An 18,590-nucleotide genomic window follows, 5' to 3' on the forward strand; every position below is an offset into this window, starting at 1 on the left:
CAACTTAGAATGCAGAAACATGGAAGGCGTGTAAGGGATCTTCGTGCGCCGTACTTATTCATCATTTGTTTGCTTGTATCTGCCTGTTTGTATGCGCAGGATGTAAACATTAAAAAAGGAAAAGTAACCGATGATAAAGGGCAGGCTTTACCCGGTGTGAGTGTACAGATCAAAGGAACATCAAAAGGTACTTCTACCGCAGCAGATGGCAGCTTTCAGATAGCCGTCCCCGATAAAGATGCTGTGCTGGTATTTTCCTATGTAGGATACGATAAGCAGGAGTTGCCTGCCGGTAGTAAAAACTTACAGGTACAGCTGGGATCATCTCAAAGTGCTTTAAATGAAGTGGTGGTAGTTGGTTATGGAACACAAAAGAAAGGAGATATCCTGGGTGCGGTGACTACGCTTGATGCAACACATCTGATAGAGAAACCGCTGGGCAGGGTAGAGCAGGCGCTGATAGGACAAATGCCCGGTGTGCAGGTAAGACAACAAACAGGGATGCCCGGACAGGGCCTCAGTATACTGGTGCGTGGTTCCGGATCCATTACCGCAGGAACAGAGCCTTTATATGTAATAGATGGTTTCCCGCTGGACGTAGCTACCGCAAATGGAAGTGGTGGATTTAACAACAACCCATTGAACAGTATCAGTCCGAATGATATTGAAAGTGTACAGGTATTGAAAGATGCTGCGGCTGGTGCTATTTACGGTTCCCGTGCAGCCAATGGCGTTGTGATCATTACAACAAAAAGAGGAAAGGCAGGTAACGTAAAAGTAAGTCTGAATGCAACCACTGGTATCAGTAAAGTGGCAAAGAAATTAGATATCCTGAGTGCTGATGAATGGACGAAAATGGCGACAGAAATGGCCAATACCAACTGGGTAAACTCCGGTAGCGGAAGAACTGCAGATCAGACAAATGATCAGCGCAGGGCTATTCTTGGACTGGCGAGCGGTGTATACAATACTTCTTATATGGCAGATGAAAGGTGGTCATTACCAGGCCATCCCGGTTTGCAGTATCTGGACTGGCAGGATGAAATTTTCAGAACGGCTCCTTTCCAGAATTATGAGATTTCTGCCAGTGGCGGATCAGAAACTGTACATTACTTTTTCTCCGGTAATTATCTGGATCAGACAGGTACAGTACTCAACTCTCAGTATAAAAACTACGGAGCCCGTGCTAATATAGAAGCGATTGCCAGTAAGAAACTGAAATTCGGTATTAATATAGCTCCCAGTTATACAGTGAATAATGCACCCGATGCAGAAGGAAAGGATAACCAGATCATGAAGGCAGTGACAATGTCTCCGGTAGTGGAATCCAGTGCAGGTGTATTAACAGGCGCCGGGAACTACCCGACTTATACATGGAGTAGTGCAAGACTGATCAGCCCTGTAGCTTATCTGAACAATTCCATCAGTAGAATAAAAGGTACCCGCATATTAAACTCTGTTTATGCAGAATACCAGGTAATCCCTGGTCTCTTTCTGAAATCTACTGTTAATTATGACGAAGCTAATCAGACTGCCAAAAGGTATGTACCGGATTATGTAGCTGTAGGTGCTGCTACGGAAAGGATTACCAATCCCGGTAAAAATGCTTCCGGCTCATACAGTGGTTTCAAGAAACAGAATTTTGTGAATGAGAACACATTAAACTATAGCAAAACGATTGCTGCTAATCATAACATTTCTGCCGTAGCAGGGGTATCTTATAATGCGGTGCATTATGAAACATTTACCATCAATACAGCAGGTGGTTTTGCCAACAATATCATCAATACACTGAACAATGCGATTCCTAATTCAGCTGGTGTGACGGTTACCGGTAATACGACTGAAAGCAATAACACTTTGTTCTCTTACTACGGCCGTGTGCAGTACGACTTTAAAAATAAATACCTGGTATCTGCCAGTATAAGAAGGGATGCTTCTTCTAAATTCGGAGAAGATAACCGCTGGGGTACTTTCCCTTCCGCATCTGTAGGATGGCGTATTTCCCAGGAGCCATTCTTAAAACAGGTACACTTTATTGATGACCTTAAACTGAGATTGAGCTGGGGTAAATCCGGTAATAATAATATCGGTGATTATAACTCTATCCCTTTATTATCCAGTTCTAACTATAGCTTTGGTGGTAATACAGCTACCGTTGCCAACGGACAGGTAGTAGCCGGTTTGGCTAATCCTGCTTTGCGCTGGGAAACTTCTAATACTTACAATGCAGGTTTTGATGCAAGTGTATTACACAACAGGGTGAATGTAACTTTCGATGTGTACAGGAAAAAGAACACAGACCTGTTACTGAATCTTCCCATACTGTCCGCCAGTGGTTTTAGTACCAGCTTACAGAACATCGGTTCTGTAGAGAACAAGGGACTTGAACTGGGGATTAATACAGTGACTATCCGTACTAAAGACTTCCAGTGGAATACCAACTTTAATATTGCTTTTAACAGTAACAAGGTATTATCTCTTGGAGAAAGTGATGCACCTATTTACATTCCTTCAGCTTACAGTGGCAGCAATCCTCCATATATTTTACAGAAAGGATTACCGATGTTCAGTTATTATGTAACAAAGACACAGGGGATCTTAACCGCAGCTGATATGGCAGATCCTACCGTAGCAAAACTGGCCAAGGAAACAGTAGGGGATGCTAAATATTATGATGCTAAAAAAGATGGTGTGATCAATGCGGATGACCGTGTGGTATATGGTCAGCCAACACCTAAATATACCTGGGGGTTCACTAACAATTTCAGGTACAAAGATTTTGATCTCGGTGTGCAGGTGTATGGACAGCATGGCGGTTCTATCCTGTCTTACTTTGGAAGGGCGATAGATTTCTCCGGTAGTACTACTGCGAATGTATTAGGTGTATGGCGCGACAGATGGACTCCTGCGAATCAGAACTACAATGCTCCACGTGGTAAATTTGCTTCTACTTATACGGTTCCTTATGTTACTTCCGATTGGGTATATTCTACCGACTTCTGGAGAATACAGAACATCACATTAGGATACAATCTGAAAGGACTGATCAAAACAAAAACGATCGGTGCTGCAAGAGCGTCTATTTCATTACAGAACTGGTTTAGCGGAGATAAATACAAAGGTGGTGTGAATCCTGAAGCACAGAATACCAATAACAGCGGTAACAGCAGTTATGCTTTGCCCGGTGATTATGGTGCCATGCCTTTGAGTAAAACTGTGGCTTTGGGCGTAAACTTTACCTTCTAATTTTAAAGTATCATTCGATGAAATATATATTACTACTTTTTGCGGCAGCTGTATTCAGCAGTTGTACCAAACAGCTGGATCAGAATCCTGTATCAAATACAACTACAGATAACTTTTATACCAATAGCAACGATTTTCTGCAAGCTATTAATGGCGTGTATAGCAAACTGAGAGATTACCCCAGTCAGTCTTTATGGCTGAGTGAAATGCGCAGTGATGACATTGCTGCGGTATCTGATGGTAACCGCGACTGGCAGAATATCAACGATTTTTCTCCCAACATCACCACTACCGGTTTCATTGTAAGTTCCTGGAGTAATAACTTCAACGGTATCTTCAATGCAAACTCTGTACTGGATGCATTAGCCAGCAAAGGCAGTGTTCTGACAGATTCCCTGCGTACAAGGATCACTGCCGAAGCACGTTATCTGCGTGCTTTTTATTACTTCCAGTCGTTACGCTTATATGGGCAATTACCTATTATAGATAAAGCATTAACGGCAACAGAAGTGGCAACTGTACCCAGGAGTTCTGTAGAAGATGTCTACACCTTTATTATCGCAGACCTGGAATATGCGGCGGCTAATCTGCCTGCTACTTACACTGGTGCGGATGTTGGTCGTGCTACTTCTTATGCTGCAAAAGGTATCCTTGGGCTGGTATATCTCACGCGTTCCGGCGCTACATACGGTGTAAAAGGACCGGGGCTCAACAGTAATGAATATGATAAAGCGCTGGCATTATTTAATGAGATCATCAACAGTGGTAATTATCAATTCTTATCTGATTATGCTTCCATCTTTTCTTATACCAATGAGAATAATAAGGAAGTAATTTTTGATGTTCAGTTCATGAGTAGTTCTAACGGAGCTGGCTTTCCCAGTTTCTTAGTGCCGGTAGCTTACTGGACGGGTCAGGGAATTTCCAATGCTTATGGGAATGGTTATGGCGCGAGTAACTTTAACATCTCAAAGAACCTGCTTGCCTCTTATGATGCAACAGACATCCGTAAAGCATTTAATATCCAGTTGAGTTATTCAGCTCCTTTCGTAAAGAAATATATCGACTATTCTAAAAGAGGCACAAGCGGTACCGACTGGCCAATCAATTATATCGTGTTACGGTATACAGATGTATTGTTGATGAAAGCAGAATGTATTTTACATGGTGTTGGTACACATAGTGATGCAGTAGATATCGTGAACCAGGTGCGTAACAGGGCCGGTTTAACTCCGGTAGCAGATGTTACACTGGAAAGCCTGTTCGAAGAACGCAGAAAGGAATTTTTAGGAGAGGGCTTGCGTTGGAACGACCTGGTTCGTTCCGGTAATGCAATAACTATTATGAACAACTGGATAGCCGGTGATGGTATTACTACCATCAGCACAGTAGTTCCTGATTACGTCATCTATCCTGTCCCTGCTGTAGAGATCTCAGCGAAGGCGGGGTTGTATATACAGAATCCGGGTTATTATTAGACAAAGCAACAGAGCCGGGGAATCTCCGGCTTTGTTATTTCTTTTCCAGCAACAGGCTGCCTATGCAAATCATAGCTACATCTTCTACTAATCCGGCTACGGGATCTGGGCTGCCTGTTCTTTTACCGAACTGTTTTCTTGCATAGTAGGTGATATAGGCGCCGGTAACAGCTGCTGCTGCGCCTATTAAGGCACCTAACCAGGGACTTCTGTGTCTGCGGTGGCTTACTACTGCTCCTGTAATGGCACCGGAAATACTGCGGCCTATTAGCCCTTCTTTTGAGATACGGTCACCAATACCGGGTAATTTATCAACATACAGTTCCCCGGCAGCCATCAACGTAAATACCTTGTTATTGGGGAATAGCAGAGCTGGTGTAAGTGCTGCCCTTGCACCAGCAATGGCGCTTACACCGGCAATGATGGCTAAGTCTTTCTGGGAGTCTGTCATTTTTGTGCAGTTTATGCAGATAAGACTCACAAAATCGTACCAGTTTTGTTTAATTCTCCGCGCCGGCTCCAGAAATAAATAGCTAATATGGAAGTTATCACTGGTAGTACCACACCAAACTCGTCATAGAAATACTTTGTCTTACCGGTATCAACAGTTAATGGTGTAAAGAAGCCCTGGATGAAGAGGTTATGACTGGCATGTAATAATACACCTGTCCACAGGCTCCCTGATTTCAGACGGAACCAGGTAAATATAAAACTTGAACTCACCACCATCACTGCAAAACAACTCAGTCCATACCATGCAGGAGTGCCGCTGTTATAATCCGCAAAAAGAAGGATGGGGACATGCCACAGGGCCCAGATAAAACCTGTAATCAGTGATGTTTGGGTATAACCGGTGATCTTATATAATTCAGGCACCAGAAATCCCCTCCATCCTATTTCTTCACCTGTAGCATTAGCCATACTTTTTGTAATCGCAAAAAGGCCATAAAGGACGAAATAGAGCAGGATGACCACAGGGCCAGGTAACTGTTCTGCCCCAAATGATTCGGCAATTTTTTTAACAAACTCTTTATCATAAAATCCACCCCAGCCTGTCAGCCACATGATAAGGTATGCAAGAGCCGTATACAGGAGGGGAGTGAGGTAACTCCATAACTGGTATCTGGGATTTCCCCATTTCCAGGCCAGATCTGATATTTTTCTTTTTAAGAGGAGAGAAGTGATAAATGTGGAAAGAGCAGGACACCACATTAGTCCTGTCACAAATAATCCTCTTCCGCCACCTATTTTACCGGTATGAATGATCGCTGCATAAAATATAGAACTGATAGCGAAGGTAAAAAACAGGAACAGCAAGATAGCTTTACGGGTCTGGTTAACGGGTTGATTCATGGCAATGAAATTTAGTAAAAACAAGATATGAAAATTACTATATTTATCGCATGCAGACCGAATACAAAGCTATTAATATACAAGAAACACTAAAACAACAGATTATCACCGGTAGGAAATTCCTGTAAATAAATAAAACTGTCTGGAGGAGAGCAATAACAGACCAGATTAGGCAGTACTGAATTTTCCTCTTTTTTTTCCCGATATTTGACTCAGATAGCCGGTACAACAAAATTTTCCCTCCCGTTTATGAAAGAACATGGACAATACATTATTGGATAAAGTGATTGCAGGTGATGAAAGGGCTTTCCGGGTGCTGTTTGATACACACCGCGATAAGCTTTATGCGTATATGCTACGCTTATCCAATGAACGTACAGTAGCAGAAGATATCGTACAGGAAGTCTTTTTGAAAATATGGATAGGGAGGGAGCAACTGGCAGGTATCAGAAACTTTGATGCCTACCTGTTCACTATCGCCAGAAATCATGCTTTTAACCTCTCCAAACAGATTGTCTATCGTAAAGCGTTACTATTTCAGATTACTTCAGCACAGCCCCAATCCGATGAATGCACCGAAAAGGATGTGGATTTCAAGAACTTACAATCATTATTAGCCAGGGAGTTAGGCAAACTCCCTCCACAGCAAAAGAAGATTTTTACACTCAGTCGTTTCGAAGGGCTTTCCAATGAGGATATCGCCCGTCAACAATCGATTTCAATAGGGACAGTCAAAAAACACCTCAGTCTGGCTACACAGACTTTAAAAGCCGCCTTAAAGGATAAAGCGGACATTGTTATGATCGTAGGCATTATCGTAAAGTTTTTTTAAATCCGACTACTCCTTTTCTCTTAGCAGTTTGTCATAATAGTAGAATGTCACTAAAAACGCTTCTCGAAAAGCATTTTAACGGAACCGCAACACCCGAAGAAATTACGGAGTTGCAGGAATTACTTGCAAAGTCAGCAAATGATGCTGACCTGGACGCGTCATTGAAAGGACTCTGGGATGATTTCACCCCTGATACCGCCCTGTCGGATAAAAAGGCAGATGAAATCTTTGCTGCTATCACCGAACACAGACAAAGACGTATCTGGTGGCCGGCAGCAGCTGTTATCATTATACTTTTAATGGGCGGTGGCGCTAAACTGATCTTCCGTAAATCTGTAGATATTCATGTCACGGTAGCTTTTAAAAACGATGTGGCACCAGGTGGTAATCACGCCATCCTTACCCTGGCCGATGGTAAGCAGATCAGCCTGGACAGCGCCGGAAACGGAGCACTGGGGAAACAGGGGGCAACCACGATATTGAAATTAAACAACGGGCAACTTGCCTACCAGGCAAAAGGTATTATCCCGCAGCAGGTATCATATAATAAAATTACTACACCAAGGGGGGGACAATTTCAGATCGTATTACCGGATGGGACCAAAGTATGGATGAACGCAGCTTCTTCCCTGCGCTTCCCTACCGCATTCTCAGGAAACGACCGCCAGGTGGAACTCACCGGCGAAGCCTATTTCGAAGTAGCAAAGGACAAAACTAAACCGTTTATCGTCAGCGTAAACAGGATGAAAGTAGAGGTGCTGGGCACCCACTTTAATGTAATGAGCTATCCGGATGAAAAGAGCATTCAGACAACCTTACTGGAAGGTGCCGTAAACGTATCCGGAGACGGACATTCCCAAAAACTCCAGCCTGGACAACAGGCGGAATTATCAACCAATGGTAATCTGCAGTTAGTACCAGACCCCGATATAGAAAGCGCACTCGCATGGAAAAATGGCTATTTCCAGTTTAATAAAGCCGATCTGCAAAGTGTAATGCGCCAGCTGTCACGCTGGTATGATATTGAAGTAGTGTATAAAGATCAGGTACCTGATTTCATGTTTGTAGGACAGTTAGATAAGAAAGCTAATCTGTCAGTAATCCTGAAGATACTGGAGCGCAGTCAGGTACATTTTACCGTAGATGGTAGAAAGATCACAGTAAAAGAATAAACCAAAATCTGACAATACATGAACAAAATCTACTTAACAGGTTAAGTCCCCTTACTTATACCTATCAACACCACAATGAAGACAATTTATTAACCAAAAACTCATCAAGGTATGAACACGCCCATGCGCGGTAAAACCAGACCTGGATACCGTTTCTTTACTGTACTATTACTGCTGGTTTTTAGCCTGCAGATCAATGCGAATGGCTATTCGCAGAATATTACCTATACTGGTAAACACGTACCTCTGGAAAAAGTATTCGCAGTAATTAAACAACAAACAGGGTACCTTTTCTGGTACGATTACAAACTGCTTAAAAATGCCCCTCCCGTTGACATCTCCGTAAAAGATGCAACAATAGAACAGGTCATGAGCCTGTGTTTAAAAGATCAGTCACTCACATATACTATCGAAGATAAAACCATCATTGTAAGCCATAAACCGGTAACAGAACCCGTACAGGTAACAGTGGCTGCCCCACAGGAAAAAGTAACCGGTGTGGTACGTGATGAAAAAGGGAACGCATTACCTGGTGTTTCTGTACATGTAAAAGGCGCTACTAAAGGTACTTCCACAGCCGCTGATGGTTCCTTTTCACTGGATGTTCCTGCGGGTGCTATCCTGGTGTTCTCTTTCGTAGGGATGGAAGCAAAAGAAGTAGCGGCGAATAGTGACGGACCAATGAAAATACAGCTGCAATCCAAAGCAGGTGCATTATCTGAAATAGTAGTGACCGGTTTCGGTGAAAGCCGTAAAACAAGAAGCCTGGGATATGCTGTTACACAGGTATCCGGTGAAGATATCAAACGTGCAAACCCTATCAATCCTATTGCAGCATTGCAGGGTATGGTGGCAGGTTTGCAGGTACAGTCCGGCGTGGGCGGCCCACAGGCAAGTACCCGTTTCCTGATAAGAGGTAGTTCTTCTCTGGATCCTTACGGTAACCAGCCACTGATCGTACTGGATGATATCGTAATGGACCAGAACGTGGTAACACCAAATAAAGCCAGCGACCAGGACTTCGGTAATATCCTGAAAGATATCAACCCTGATGATATCGAGTCTATCAGTATCTTAAAAGGTGGTGCAGTAACAGCATTGTACGGTAGTCGTGCATCCAATGGCGTTATCCTCATCAAAACTAAAAAAGGATACAGCCAGAAAGGACTTGGTGTTTCTTTCTCTGCAGATGTGTTATATGCTACTCCTTACAAGACGGTAGATTTACAGAATAAGTATGGTGGTGGTTTTGGCTTGAATGACTTTTTAAAAGATGCTGATGGTAACCTGTCTATCAATCCGGCTAACTACTTCTATAATTTTGGTCCTGAAATGACAGGCCAGCCAGTTACCGATATCACAGGCAAGAAAATCCTGAATAATCCCCGTCCTCACAATGCATTAGATGCATTCCGTACCGGTGTTACACGTAACTATAATGTAGGTGTATCCGGTGCTACTGAAAGAGGTACTTACCGTTTGGCTTATTCAAATCTTTATTCAGAAGGTGTTACCCCTAATAACGATCTGAAAAGAAATAACATCACGTTCAGGGCTACACAGAGACTGGCTGGTGTACTGCTGGTAGATGCAAATGCTACTTATGTACAAAGCAATGGAAGGAACCCTGCCAACGTGGGAAGTAATGGTACACTGCGTAACTTCGTATATGGTGGTTCAAGAAACTATGATACCAAGTACTGGATGTCTCATTATATAGATGATCAGAACGGTGGTGTAAATGCAAACGATCCAACCGGATTAACCTATGTTTTCTACAGCCTGTTTCAGAACAGCAATACACAGGTAGAGAATAACTTCCGCGGAAGCGTTGACCTGAAAGCTACTTTATTAAAAGGATTAGACTGGCAGGGTAACGTGAGTGTGAATTACATTGGTATCAATGGTGAAAATAAAAGAAGAGGACAGGATGTTGGTTTTGGCAGTCCTGCTTATGAAACCACTACCTCCAATACAAGAGTAGAACGTTACAGATCAAACTTCAACTACAACACTACGCTTAACAGTGACTTTACCATGTTATTGCAGGCGGGTGGTGAAATAGTGAAATCTACTTCAAAAAGCATGTATGCTTCTATGAATGGGTACGTACTTCCTGATATCTATCGTTTATCTAATTCTAATGGTAAAGCGAATGTTACAGAGTATGCACCTAATCAGCAGCAAACTACTTCAACATTTGGTCAGGGTAGTTTAACTTACCGTGATTACCTTACATTGAACCTGTATGCGAGGAACGACTGGAACTCTACACTGGTGTACAATGATGGTCATGGTAACTATTCTTACTTCTATCCCGGTGTGGATATAGCGTGGGTATTCACAGATGCCTTTAAAATGCCAAAAGCATTTGATTATGGTAAACTGCGTTTGTCTTATGCCAGCGTAGGTGGTGGTACAAATGCTTATACTGCCAATACGGGTGCTTATTCAGCTAACAGTCCTTATAACAGTGCAAACGGTGCATCTGTTGTAAACTATAAATTTAGCTCTAACACATTACCCAACCAGTCTCTTTCCCCAACCCGTTCTACCAAACTGGAAGCTGGTCTGGAAGCAAAGTTCTTCAGGAACCGCTTAGGTGCTGATATTACTTATTATTCTCAGGATAGCAGAAGCCAGATCATCAGCTTCTCTGCACCTATAGAATCAGGTGTATCTGCTACACTGATCAATGGAGGTAAAGTGCGCAACCAGGGATGGGAAATCCGTTTGAATGCAACACCTGTACAAACGAAGAACTTTACCTGGGATACTTACTTCAATTACACACGTAATAGAAACAAAGTGTTAACACTCCCTTATAACCTTGATTATGTATCACTGGGTTATGGTGATGGTTACCAGGTAATTGCGAAGAAGGGTGGTGACTATGGAACTGTTATCGCCGGTTATGGATATGCATACTATAAAGACTCCGATGGTTCCCATGCAGCATCTAATGGTAAGCGTGTACTGAATATGACCAATTCAAAAGGTTCTTCTGTTTTTGTAAGAGCACAGAACTACGCACAGGGTGCTTCTCAGCAACCGGTAGTAGGACATATTACACCAGACTTCCTGGGTAACTGGCGCAATAACTTCAATTACAAAAACTGGCAGTTAGGTTTTGTAATGGACAGCAAAATTGGTGGTACTATCTATTCTACAACGCATGATCTGGGTTCATGGTTAGGTAGCATCGAAAGCACCCTGCCTTACAGAACAAAGGCAACCGGTGGTCTGGCTTTCACTAATGCTGCTGGTACTGCACTGGAAAATGGTGTGATCCTGGATGGTGTATACAGACAAGGTGTAGTTGTCACAGGACTTGATGGTAACAGTCACGATCTTTCCGGTGTAAGCATGAAAGAAGCATATGATAAAGGTTGGGTAAATCCTACCGCCGCTACTTCTTTATATCAGAATACCCACAGCTGGGCGAATGGTATCAGGGAAGCATCCATGTTCACCTCTTCATGGATCTCTCTGCAGCAGGTAAGCCTTACTTATGACATGCCATCTAAACTGGTTAGCAGACTTAAACTGAATGGTTTAAGGGTAACAGTAATGGGTAATAACCTGATGTACCTGTACAACAGTGCAAAGGATCATATCAATCCTGAGAACCTGAACAGTACCGGATCTGATGCGATGACGGAAGGGTCTGCAATGCCTTATATCCGCAGCTTTGGATTTTCTATTAATGGCAGTTTCTAAAAATTTAAAATTATGCGCTTAAAACATATAACGATCATCCTGCTGCTGGGTGTGTTTTTCACCTCATGTAGCCGTGATAAATTCGCAGAGATGAATACTAATCCGGATGATGTACTTGTTATCCGTCCGGAGTATGAGTTTACTGCTGCTCTGTTAAACATCAATAGTAATGACTTCGAGTATTATTACGATTACAACAGGGCCATGTATTACTGGACACAGAGTTTCGTTACACGCACAGGTAATGCCGGTACTGTTTATAATGGTTCAGGAAACCTTAACCAGCGTTACAGTAACTTCTACAACAATGTAGGAAGCAAACTGGTGGATGTAATACACCTGATAGATGCATTGCCTGATGCAGAAAAACAGAGATACGTTTACCTGCGTGCTATCACAGGTATTCCACTGGCTTATTATGCATTCTATGTGTCAGATGTACAGGGTAGCATTGCTTATACCGAAGCATTCAAAGCAAGGTATACCGGTTTACTGACACCCTCTTACAATTCACAATCTGCTTTGTACGATACACTGGATAACCAGTTAGCTGCCTGTATAGCCATTTTAAAAACAACACCTTCAGCTACGCAGACAGACATCACTAACTACGATCTTTATTATGCAGGAAAAGTTGCCAGCTGGATTAAAGCGGCTAACAGTTTGCGTTTAAGGATCGCTATGAGATTATCAAAAAGAGATCCTGCCAAAATGAAAACTTTGGTAACAAAGATCCTGGCTGATGATGGTGGTTTGATCAGCAACACGGATGAAGACTGGAAATTTGTAGGTGGTACCGACTTCTCATCAGGTGGTAACTACAACCCACAGAGTAACAGTGATGTTTCCGGTGCAAAGAACCTGGTGGACTTTATGTGGAATACTGCTGATCCGCGTATCCGTACATTATTCCAGAAAGCGCCGCTTACCAAAGATATGTTCGACTCTGCCAAAGCACAAGGTGTATTGCCTGCTACACTGGCCTGGGACGGACAATTATACCGCGGACAATTTGCCAATCCGGGCGCTACTACAGATGTTAACTACGCTTATTATTTTAAAGATCTCGTATTCAGTTATCAGGGGGTTTCAACAACCGTAAGATATTCTTCTTTCATCCAGCCTAACCTGTATTACAATTCTGCCAGCAAGAACAAAATCATATTCCCTATCATCACGTATGCGGATGTATGTTTTATGCGGGCAGAGTTAGCTGTAACAGGTGTAACCACAGAAGATGCACAAACATGGTATTACAATGGTATTGATGCTTCCCTGGCTACCTATGATGATATGGGTTCAAAAGCAGCTGTAGTAGATTATACGCCATTAACAGGTGCTGAAGTAACAAACTACAAAACACAAACTGGTATCGTATATGATCCGGCGCATGCCCTGGAACAGATCAGTGTACAGGAATATCTCAACTGTTACAAGAACCAGAATGAAGCATGGGCTACTATTAAAAGGACTGGCTTTCCTTCAATCACAGGTAATATCCTGAAACTGGAAACCGTTACACAGGATAACGAAGCATTGCCAATGCCTCGTCGTTTTGTGGTAACATATCCTTCTATTACAAGTTTAAATTACCAGAACGCACTGGATGCGATTAACGATATGTTGAAAGATCCGGGTTTCTCAACACCCGATGATATCACCGGCAGAGTATGGTGGGACGTTCAATAATTTTAATTATATTATATTGCAGAAAGCTCCGGAAGGGGCTTTCTGCTTATTACGTTATGTACCACAAAGCTATACTGTCCATATTGATAATGTTCTTATACCTGCAGCTACCCGCACAGGATAGGAAGATCAATACTATTCACCTGGAAAATATTTCGGGGGAGAAGGGCTTTTTGCTAAAACAGGTATCTACTAAAATGCTGGCGATAGTATGGTTATCGCCGGAATGCCCCTTATGTCAGAACTATACACTTACCCTCAATCAGCTGTCTCAAAAATACCATGATGTATTAACGATCATAGGTGTTTTCCCCGGAGACGGATATACAAAGGAAGAATATCTTACCTTTCAAAAAAAGTACGCGATCAGTTTTACTTTATTAACTGATAAAAAGAAATTGCTCACTACTGCCATCCATGCCACAGTAACCCCTGAAGTTTTTTTATATGATGAGAAACGTAGTTTAAAATATAATGGTGCGATAGATAACTGGGTAGTAGGATTAGGGAAGAGTACAAAAAAGGCAACGATCAGTTATCTGGATGATGCGATCGTACATACAATGGATGGAGCGCCTGCCAGTCCTGCTTATACACAACCAATCGGATGTTTTATCAACGATAATTAATATGAGGATATTCCTATTACTGATAACATTAATTTGCATCAGCCATATCTCCTTTGGCCAGATGAACGCACAGGAAATTATCACAGCTAAATGTACTACCTGTCATCGCAGTGGTGGAGATGCACCGTTTTCTCTCGAAACGTATGAAAGTATCAAAAAGCGTATATCTTTTATCAAACATGTTGTTGAAACCAATTACATGCCACCCTGGAGAGCAGATGTACACTACAGGGATTTTGCCAATAACAGATCGCTGACGGCAGAAGAAAAAACAACTATCCTTAACTGGATTGCAGACAATGCACCGGATAAGAAAAAGAAAGCGGTAACGAATAATAATGAGGTATTAAACCGTACCCCTGATCTGCTTTTAAAAATTGATTCTACGTTTTTAGTGAAGGGTACAAATGAAGAGAAGTTCGTAGTATTTAAAATTCCTTTTGAATTATCGGATACACAGAATATAGAAGGAGTGGAGTTATATGCCAATAATAAGAAGATCATCCATCATCTTAATTATGGTTTTTATGCAGTGCCGGATAAAGATATTCATGATGGGCCATGGATGATTGATACAGATACGGATACTGCGGGTATAGAGAAGAAAAAATATGTACCATTGGAAAAAGATATGGTATATTATTCAGGCTGGATACCGGGAACTACCAATGAATTTTACCCTAAACAGTTTGGATGGGTATTACCAAAGAGGGGAGTGCTGATCTTAACCGTACATTATTCTGCTATTGCTGCCAATGAGGAATCAATGTTAGGTGTAAAGTTGTTCTTTAAAAAACAATCTGTTGAAAGGAATGTGCGTATTATCAGTTTAGGTTCCGGTGGAATTGCAGAGCAGGATATCAAACCTAAATTTGTATTGTTTGCCAAACAGGTGAGTACATTTAAATTAAAAGTAAAGACACAGGAAACGCAGTCTGTCATGTATGTATGGCCACATATGCATTATCTGGGCAAAGAGTTTTATGCATATGCGGTAACACCAGAGAATGATACAATTAACCTGGTACATATTCCCGACTGGGATTTCAGATGGCAGGAGTTATACCGGATGAAGAAACTGATAAAGATCCCGGCAGGTTCAGTAATCAATATGATAGGTGTATATGACAATACGGCCAGTAATCCTTTCAATCCCAATAATCCACCAAAGATTGTCTTCTCTACGGGGAATATGAGAGCGTCAGATGAGATGTTTACTTTACTGATGATTTATGTGCCTTATAAAGAGGGGGATGAGAATATCGCACTATAGATATTAAAAAAACGCAGGGTTAAAAAGGTTAGGGGCTAAAATGATGTAAGGTCAGTTTCTCTTAGGAAGAGACTGTCTGAAAGGAACCCATTCCTCGATTCTTTCGATGCTGTCTTCTATAGATTCCAAACGGTTATCGATAACACTTAATTTTGTGTTGATAACGAAGAAGTTTTGATCTATAGCATCAAATCTACGATCCATAAATCCCAATCTCTGGTCCATAGCATCGAATTTCTGATCCATAAGATCGAATCGTCTATCTATCGCATCAAATTTTTTGTCCATCACATCGAACTTTTGATTCATTATATCAAACTTCTGATGCATAAAGTCAAATTTCTGATCAATAGAAGCAAACTTCTGATCAATGGAATCAAACTTTGATAAAATTTGTCTCAACTCATTTCCCATAAAAAATCATTTGTTTTATCTAATGTATAAGTTTTTTGAATAACTGAAAAATATAAATCAAACCAAAAATAAGCCCCGTTAAATATTTTAACGGGGCTTATTAAATCAATAACCAGCCTATCTTTCAAAGGGATTAAACAACGTGACAACATTGAATATGACAAGTTAAATAATACACAGCTTTAGATTTTCTACAGATTCTCTGTCTAGGTTTGCGGCATGAGACAAGTGAATCTGCTAATACTCACATTTTTCCTAACCTGTATTGTATTTCTCACTGGCTTTGCCCAGAAAGGTACTCGCATCTCTGGTAAAGTACAGGATAGCTTGACCCTACAGCCGGTAGAATATGCCAGCGTAAAGGTAACAGATGCCAGCTCAGGTAAAATAATTACAGGAGCGGTTACTGCTCCTGATGGTACTTTTCAGATTTCAGATTTGGCTGTCGGCAGCTACAATCTCTCCATCGATTTTTTAGGATATACTACTTTTAGTATAAAAAATATTACGCCCGGTAAACCGGTGCTGGTAAAACTGGTATCTTCCGGAAGATCTTTACAGGCTTTCACTGTTACTTCACAAGCCCCTTTAGTAGAGAATAAGATAGATAAGATTGTATATAATGCAGCCAATGATGTGACTTCACAAGGGGGAACAGCCATTGACTTGTTGAGGAAAGTACCACAGGTAAATGTGGATATAGACGGGAATGTGGAATTACAGGGAAATTCAAATATCCGCTTCCTGATCAATGGTAAACCTTCCAGTATTTTTGGCAACAGCTTAGCCGATGCACTGGCTTCCATTCCGGCTACGCAAATAAAAAGTATAGAAGCAATTACCAGTCCGGGTGCAAAATACGATGCACAGGGGACCGGTGGTATCATCAATATCATTTTAAAAGATAATAAGGCAAAGGGGATCAATGGAAATCTGAGTCTTTCCGCAGGTACCCGCCTGGAGAACGCCGCGGCGAATATCAATGTAAGACAAGGTAATTTTGGAATGAATGCCTTCTTCAGTGGCAATATGCAGTTATCTTCCCGTACCCCTTATTCTCAGGATCGTCAATCTTTCGACACCGTCAACAAAGTAACTAATCACCTTTTGCAGAACGGTTATTCCGACTTTAAACGAAAAGGGTATCAGTCAGGTATAGGGTTCGACTGGGATCTCACATCAAAAGATAATCTGTCAGGTTCTTTCGGTTATAGTTATTTCGGTAGTCAGAATATAGGAAATATTAATCAGCAGCAGGATGAGGTTTCGTTGGGGACACGTATCTCAAACAATCACTCCTCCATTCATTCTCTGGATTGGAGTCTGGCATACAAAAGAAAGGAACTGACTATCCTTTACAGCGGTAGTTCCGGTACTCCACGCAATGAATACCTGCAATCGCAGACTTATAACAACGCTGTTTTCCCTTATACCGGTTCTTCCAGCAACAACCCTGGTACTGATATAGAGCATGATCTTTCCATCGACTACTCCCATAAAGTAAATAAAAACCTGACGTTCGAAACCGGTGTTAAAACTACCTTGCAAAAGATAGGCAGTAATACAGATGTACAGGTATTTGATACGTTGCAAAAGTTATATATTCATTCACCATTACAATCTTACCAGTTTAATTATGACATGAAAGTATATGCAGGCTACCTGTCTGCTTCATTCAGCTTATTCAACTTTCTTGATGTAAAAGCAGGCGCCCGTTTTGAACATACAGATATAAAGATTGATTTACCTGGTACGCATATTCCTTCTTACAATACTGTTGTTCCCGCTATTATCTTCTCACATAATCTCAGCAATGACAGGTTTGTAAAACTGGCTTACACCAGGCGCATCGAAAGACCTGAATACAGAGAACTCAATCCTTTCCTCAACCTGAGTGATCCTTATAACATCACAACCGGTAACCCTTTATTGAAACCTGAAATAGGGAACAACATTGAACTGGGTTTTGGTAAAACATTCAGCAATGGCGGAAACATTTATGTTGCACTGATAGAACGTATCAATACCAATGATCTGAAACCGTATACTATTTTTTATCCCAGCTACCAGGCCGGAGATACTGTATATACCAACGTATCTGTTACCAACAGGCAGAATATAGGAGAGGAGTATAACTCAGCGGTGAATATCTCGGGTTCTTTACCTTTAAAGGACCTCACGCTGCGTGGAAATATAATGATAACACAGAAACGGGTAGTAAACAATTTATTAAATGGTACTCAGGCAAATGGAATGAATTACCGTTTTAACCTGAATGCCTCTTATCGTTTACCTAAAGATCTGATCGTAGAGGCTTTTGGTAATTATAATTCAGCACTTAATACCATCCAGGGAAAATTGCCACAATCTCTCACTTACAACCTGGCACTCAGAAAACCATTCTGGAATAAAAAAGCATCAGTTGGATTAACGGCTACAAATCCTTTCAACAAATATGTAAACAAGTTGACAACAGTATATGCTGCCAATTACATCTCCACAAGTTTAACAAGGATTCCTTACCGTTCATTCGGTATTAGTTTTACGTATAAATTTGGCCACCTGGAATTTAAGAAAACAAAAGAGCAAAATAATTATCTGGATAATCCACCTTCGATGGAGAATTAATTTTACCGGCTGATTAATAAACAGGAAGTACCATTGCATGATAATCTATAAAATAAAAAGTAAACTTTCCTTGCAATTTTTTTATATTTTTATTTGGACACCTATGGGATTCAATTAGAACTTATAGCATAAAAGATCAGAGGGGGACAGGCA

General features: G+C 41.4%; 12 protein-coding genes. 9 read left to right on the forward strand and 3 right to left on the reverse strand.

The genetic code is table 11. The features are described 5' to 3' along the window. The first annotated feature begins 9 nt into the window (after nt 1–9). Together BMW86_RS18030 and BMW86_RS18035 are read left to right on the forward strand one after the other, a co-directional pair. The gene (locus BMW86_RS18030; RefSeq protein ID WP_089783107.1) at nt 10–3,249 is read left to right on the forward strand and encodes a SusC/RagA family TonB-linked outer membrane protein; all 3,240 of its coding nucleotides are present in this window, start codon (nt 10–12) and stop codon (nt 3,247–3,249) included. 17 nt (nt 3,250–3,266) lie between these two features. Continuing rightward, nucleotides 3,267–4,727 (forward strand): RagB/SusD family nutrient uptake outer membrane protein, encoded by a 1,461-nt coding sequence (locus BMW86_RS18035; RefSeq protein ID WP_089783108.1) that lies wholly within the window; start codon nt 3,267–3,269, stop codon nt 4,725–4,727. Between the two features lie 34 nt (nt 4,728–4,761). Here the strand turns inward: BMW86_RS18035 and BMW86_RS18040 are convergent, their stop codons facing one another. Both BMW86_RS18040 and BMW86_RS18045 read right to left on the reverse strand, forming a co-directional pair. After that, the gene (locus BMW86_RS18040; RefSeq protein ID WP_089783109.1) at nt 4,762–5,178 is read right to left on the reverse strand and encodes a hypothetical protein; all 417 of its coding nucleotides are present in this window, start codon (nt 5,176–5,178) and stop codon (nt 4,762–4,764) included. 26 nt (nt 5,179–5,204) lie between these two features. Beyond that, nucleotides 5,205–6,080 carry a CPBP family intramembrane glutamic endopeptidase gene (locus BMW86_RS18045; protein WP_089783110.1) on the reverse strand — a complete coding sequence of 292 codons (876 nt, stop codon included), beginning with the start codon at nt 6,078–6,080 and terminating at the stop codon, nt 5,205–5,207. A gap of 259 nt (nt 6,081–6,339) precedes the next feature. Here BMW86_RS18045 and BMW86_RS18050 point away from each other — a divergent pair, with 259 nt between their 5' ends. The 6 genes from BMW86_RS18050 (at nt 6,340) to BMW86_RS18075 (ending at nt 15,395) form a co-directional block, all read left to right on the forward strand. Next, a complete protein-coding gene (locus tag BMW86_RS18050; RefSeq protein ID WP_089783111.1) occupies nt 6,340–6,912 on the forward strand; it encodes an RNA polymerase sigma factor in 573 nt (190 codons plus the stop codon). A 44-nt stretch (nt 6,913–6,956) separates the two neighbouring features. Beyond that, nucleotides 6,957–8,084 (forward strand): FecR family protein, encoded by a 1,128-nt coding sequence (locus tag BMW86_RS18055; protein WP_089783112.1) that lies wholly within the window; start codon nt 6,957–6,959, stop codon nt 8,082–8,084. Nucleotides 8,085–8,195: 111 nt separating this feature from the next. After that, on the forward strand, nt 8,196–11,804 hold the full coding sequence (locus tag BMW86_RS18060) for a SusC/RagA family TonB-linked outer membrane protein (RefSeq protein WP_218149161.1): 3,609 nt from the start codon (nt 8,196–8,198) through the stop codon (nt 11,802–11,804). A 12-nt stretch (nt 11,805–11,816) separates the two neighbouring features. Beyond that, entirely contained in the window at nt 11,817–13,493 is a 1,677-nt protein-coding gene (locus tag BMW86_RS18065) for a SusD/RagB family nutrient-binding outer membrane lipoprotein (RefSeq protein ID WP_089783113.1), read from the forward strand. An 89-nt stretch (nt 13,494–13,582) separates the two neighbouring features. Then, nucleotides 13,583–14,122: a redoxin domain-containing protein gene (locus BMW86_RS18070; protein ID WP_177189298.1), complete on the forward strand. Its 540-nt coding sequence runs from the start codon at nt 13,583–13,585 to the stop codon at nt 14,120–14,122. 1 nt (nt 14,123) lies between these two features. Next, nucleotides 14,124–15,395 (forward strand): calcium-binding protein, encoded by a 1,272-nt coding sequence (locus tag BMW86_RS18075; RefSeq protein WP_089783115.1) that lies wholly within the window; start codon nt 14,124–14,126, stop codon nt 15,393–15,395. A 51-nt stretch (nt 15,396–15,446) separates the two neighbouring features. Here the strand turns inward: BMW86_RS18075 and BMW86_RS18080 are convergent, their stop codons facing one another. Further along, complete coding sequence (locus BMW86_RS18080) at nt 15,447–15,809, reverse strand: hypothetical protein (protein ID WP_089783116.1); 363 nt, start codon at nt 15,807–15,809, stop codon at nt 15,447–15,449. A 219-nt stretch (nt 15,810–16,028) separates the two neighbouring features. On the opposite strand from BMW86_RS18080, the gene BMW86_RS18085 reads away from it, so the two are divergent. Further along, nucleotides 16,029–18,437 carry a TonB-dependent receptor gene (locus tag BMW86_RS18085; RefSeq protein ID WP_089783117.1) on the forward strand — a complete coding sequence of 803 codons (2,409 nt, stop codon included), beginning with the start codon at nt 16,029–16,031 and terminating at the stop codon, nt 18,435–18,437. Nucleotides 18,438–18,590: the final 153 nt, after the last annotated feature.

Origin of the sequence: Chitinophaga sp. YR573 (genome assembly GCF_900110995.1) — a bacterium.
Taxonomy (GTDB): Bacteria; Bacteroidota; Bacteroidia; order Chitinophagales; family Chitinophagaceae; genus Chitinophaga.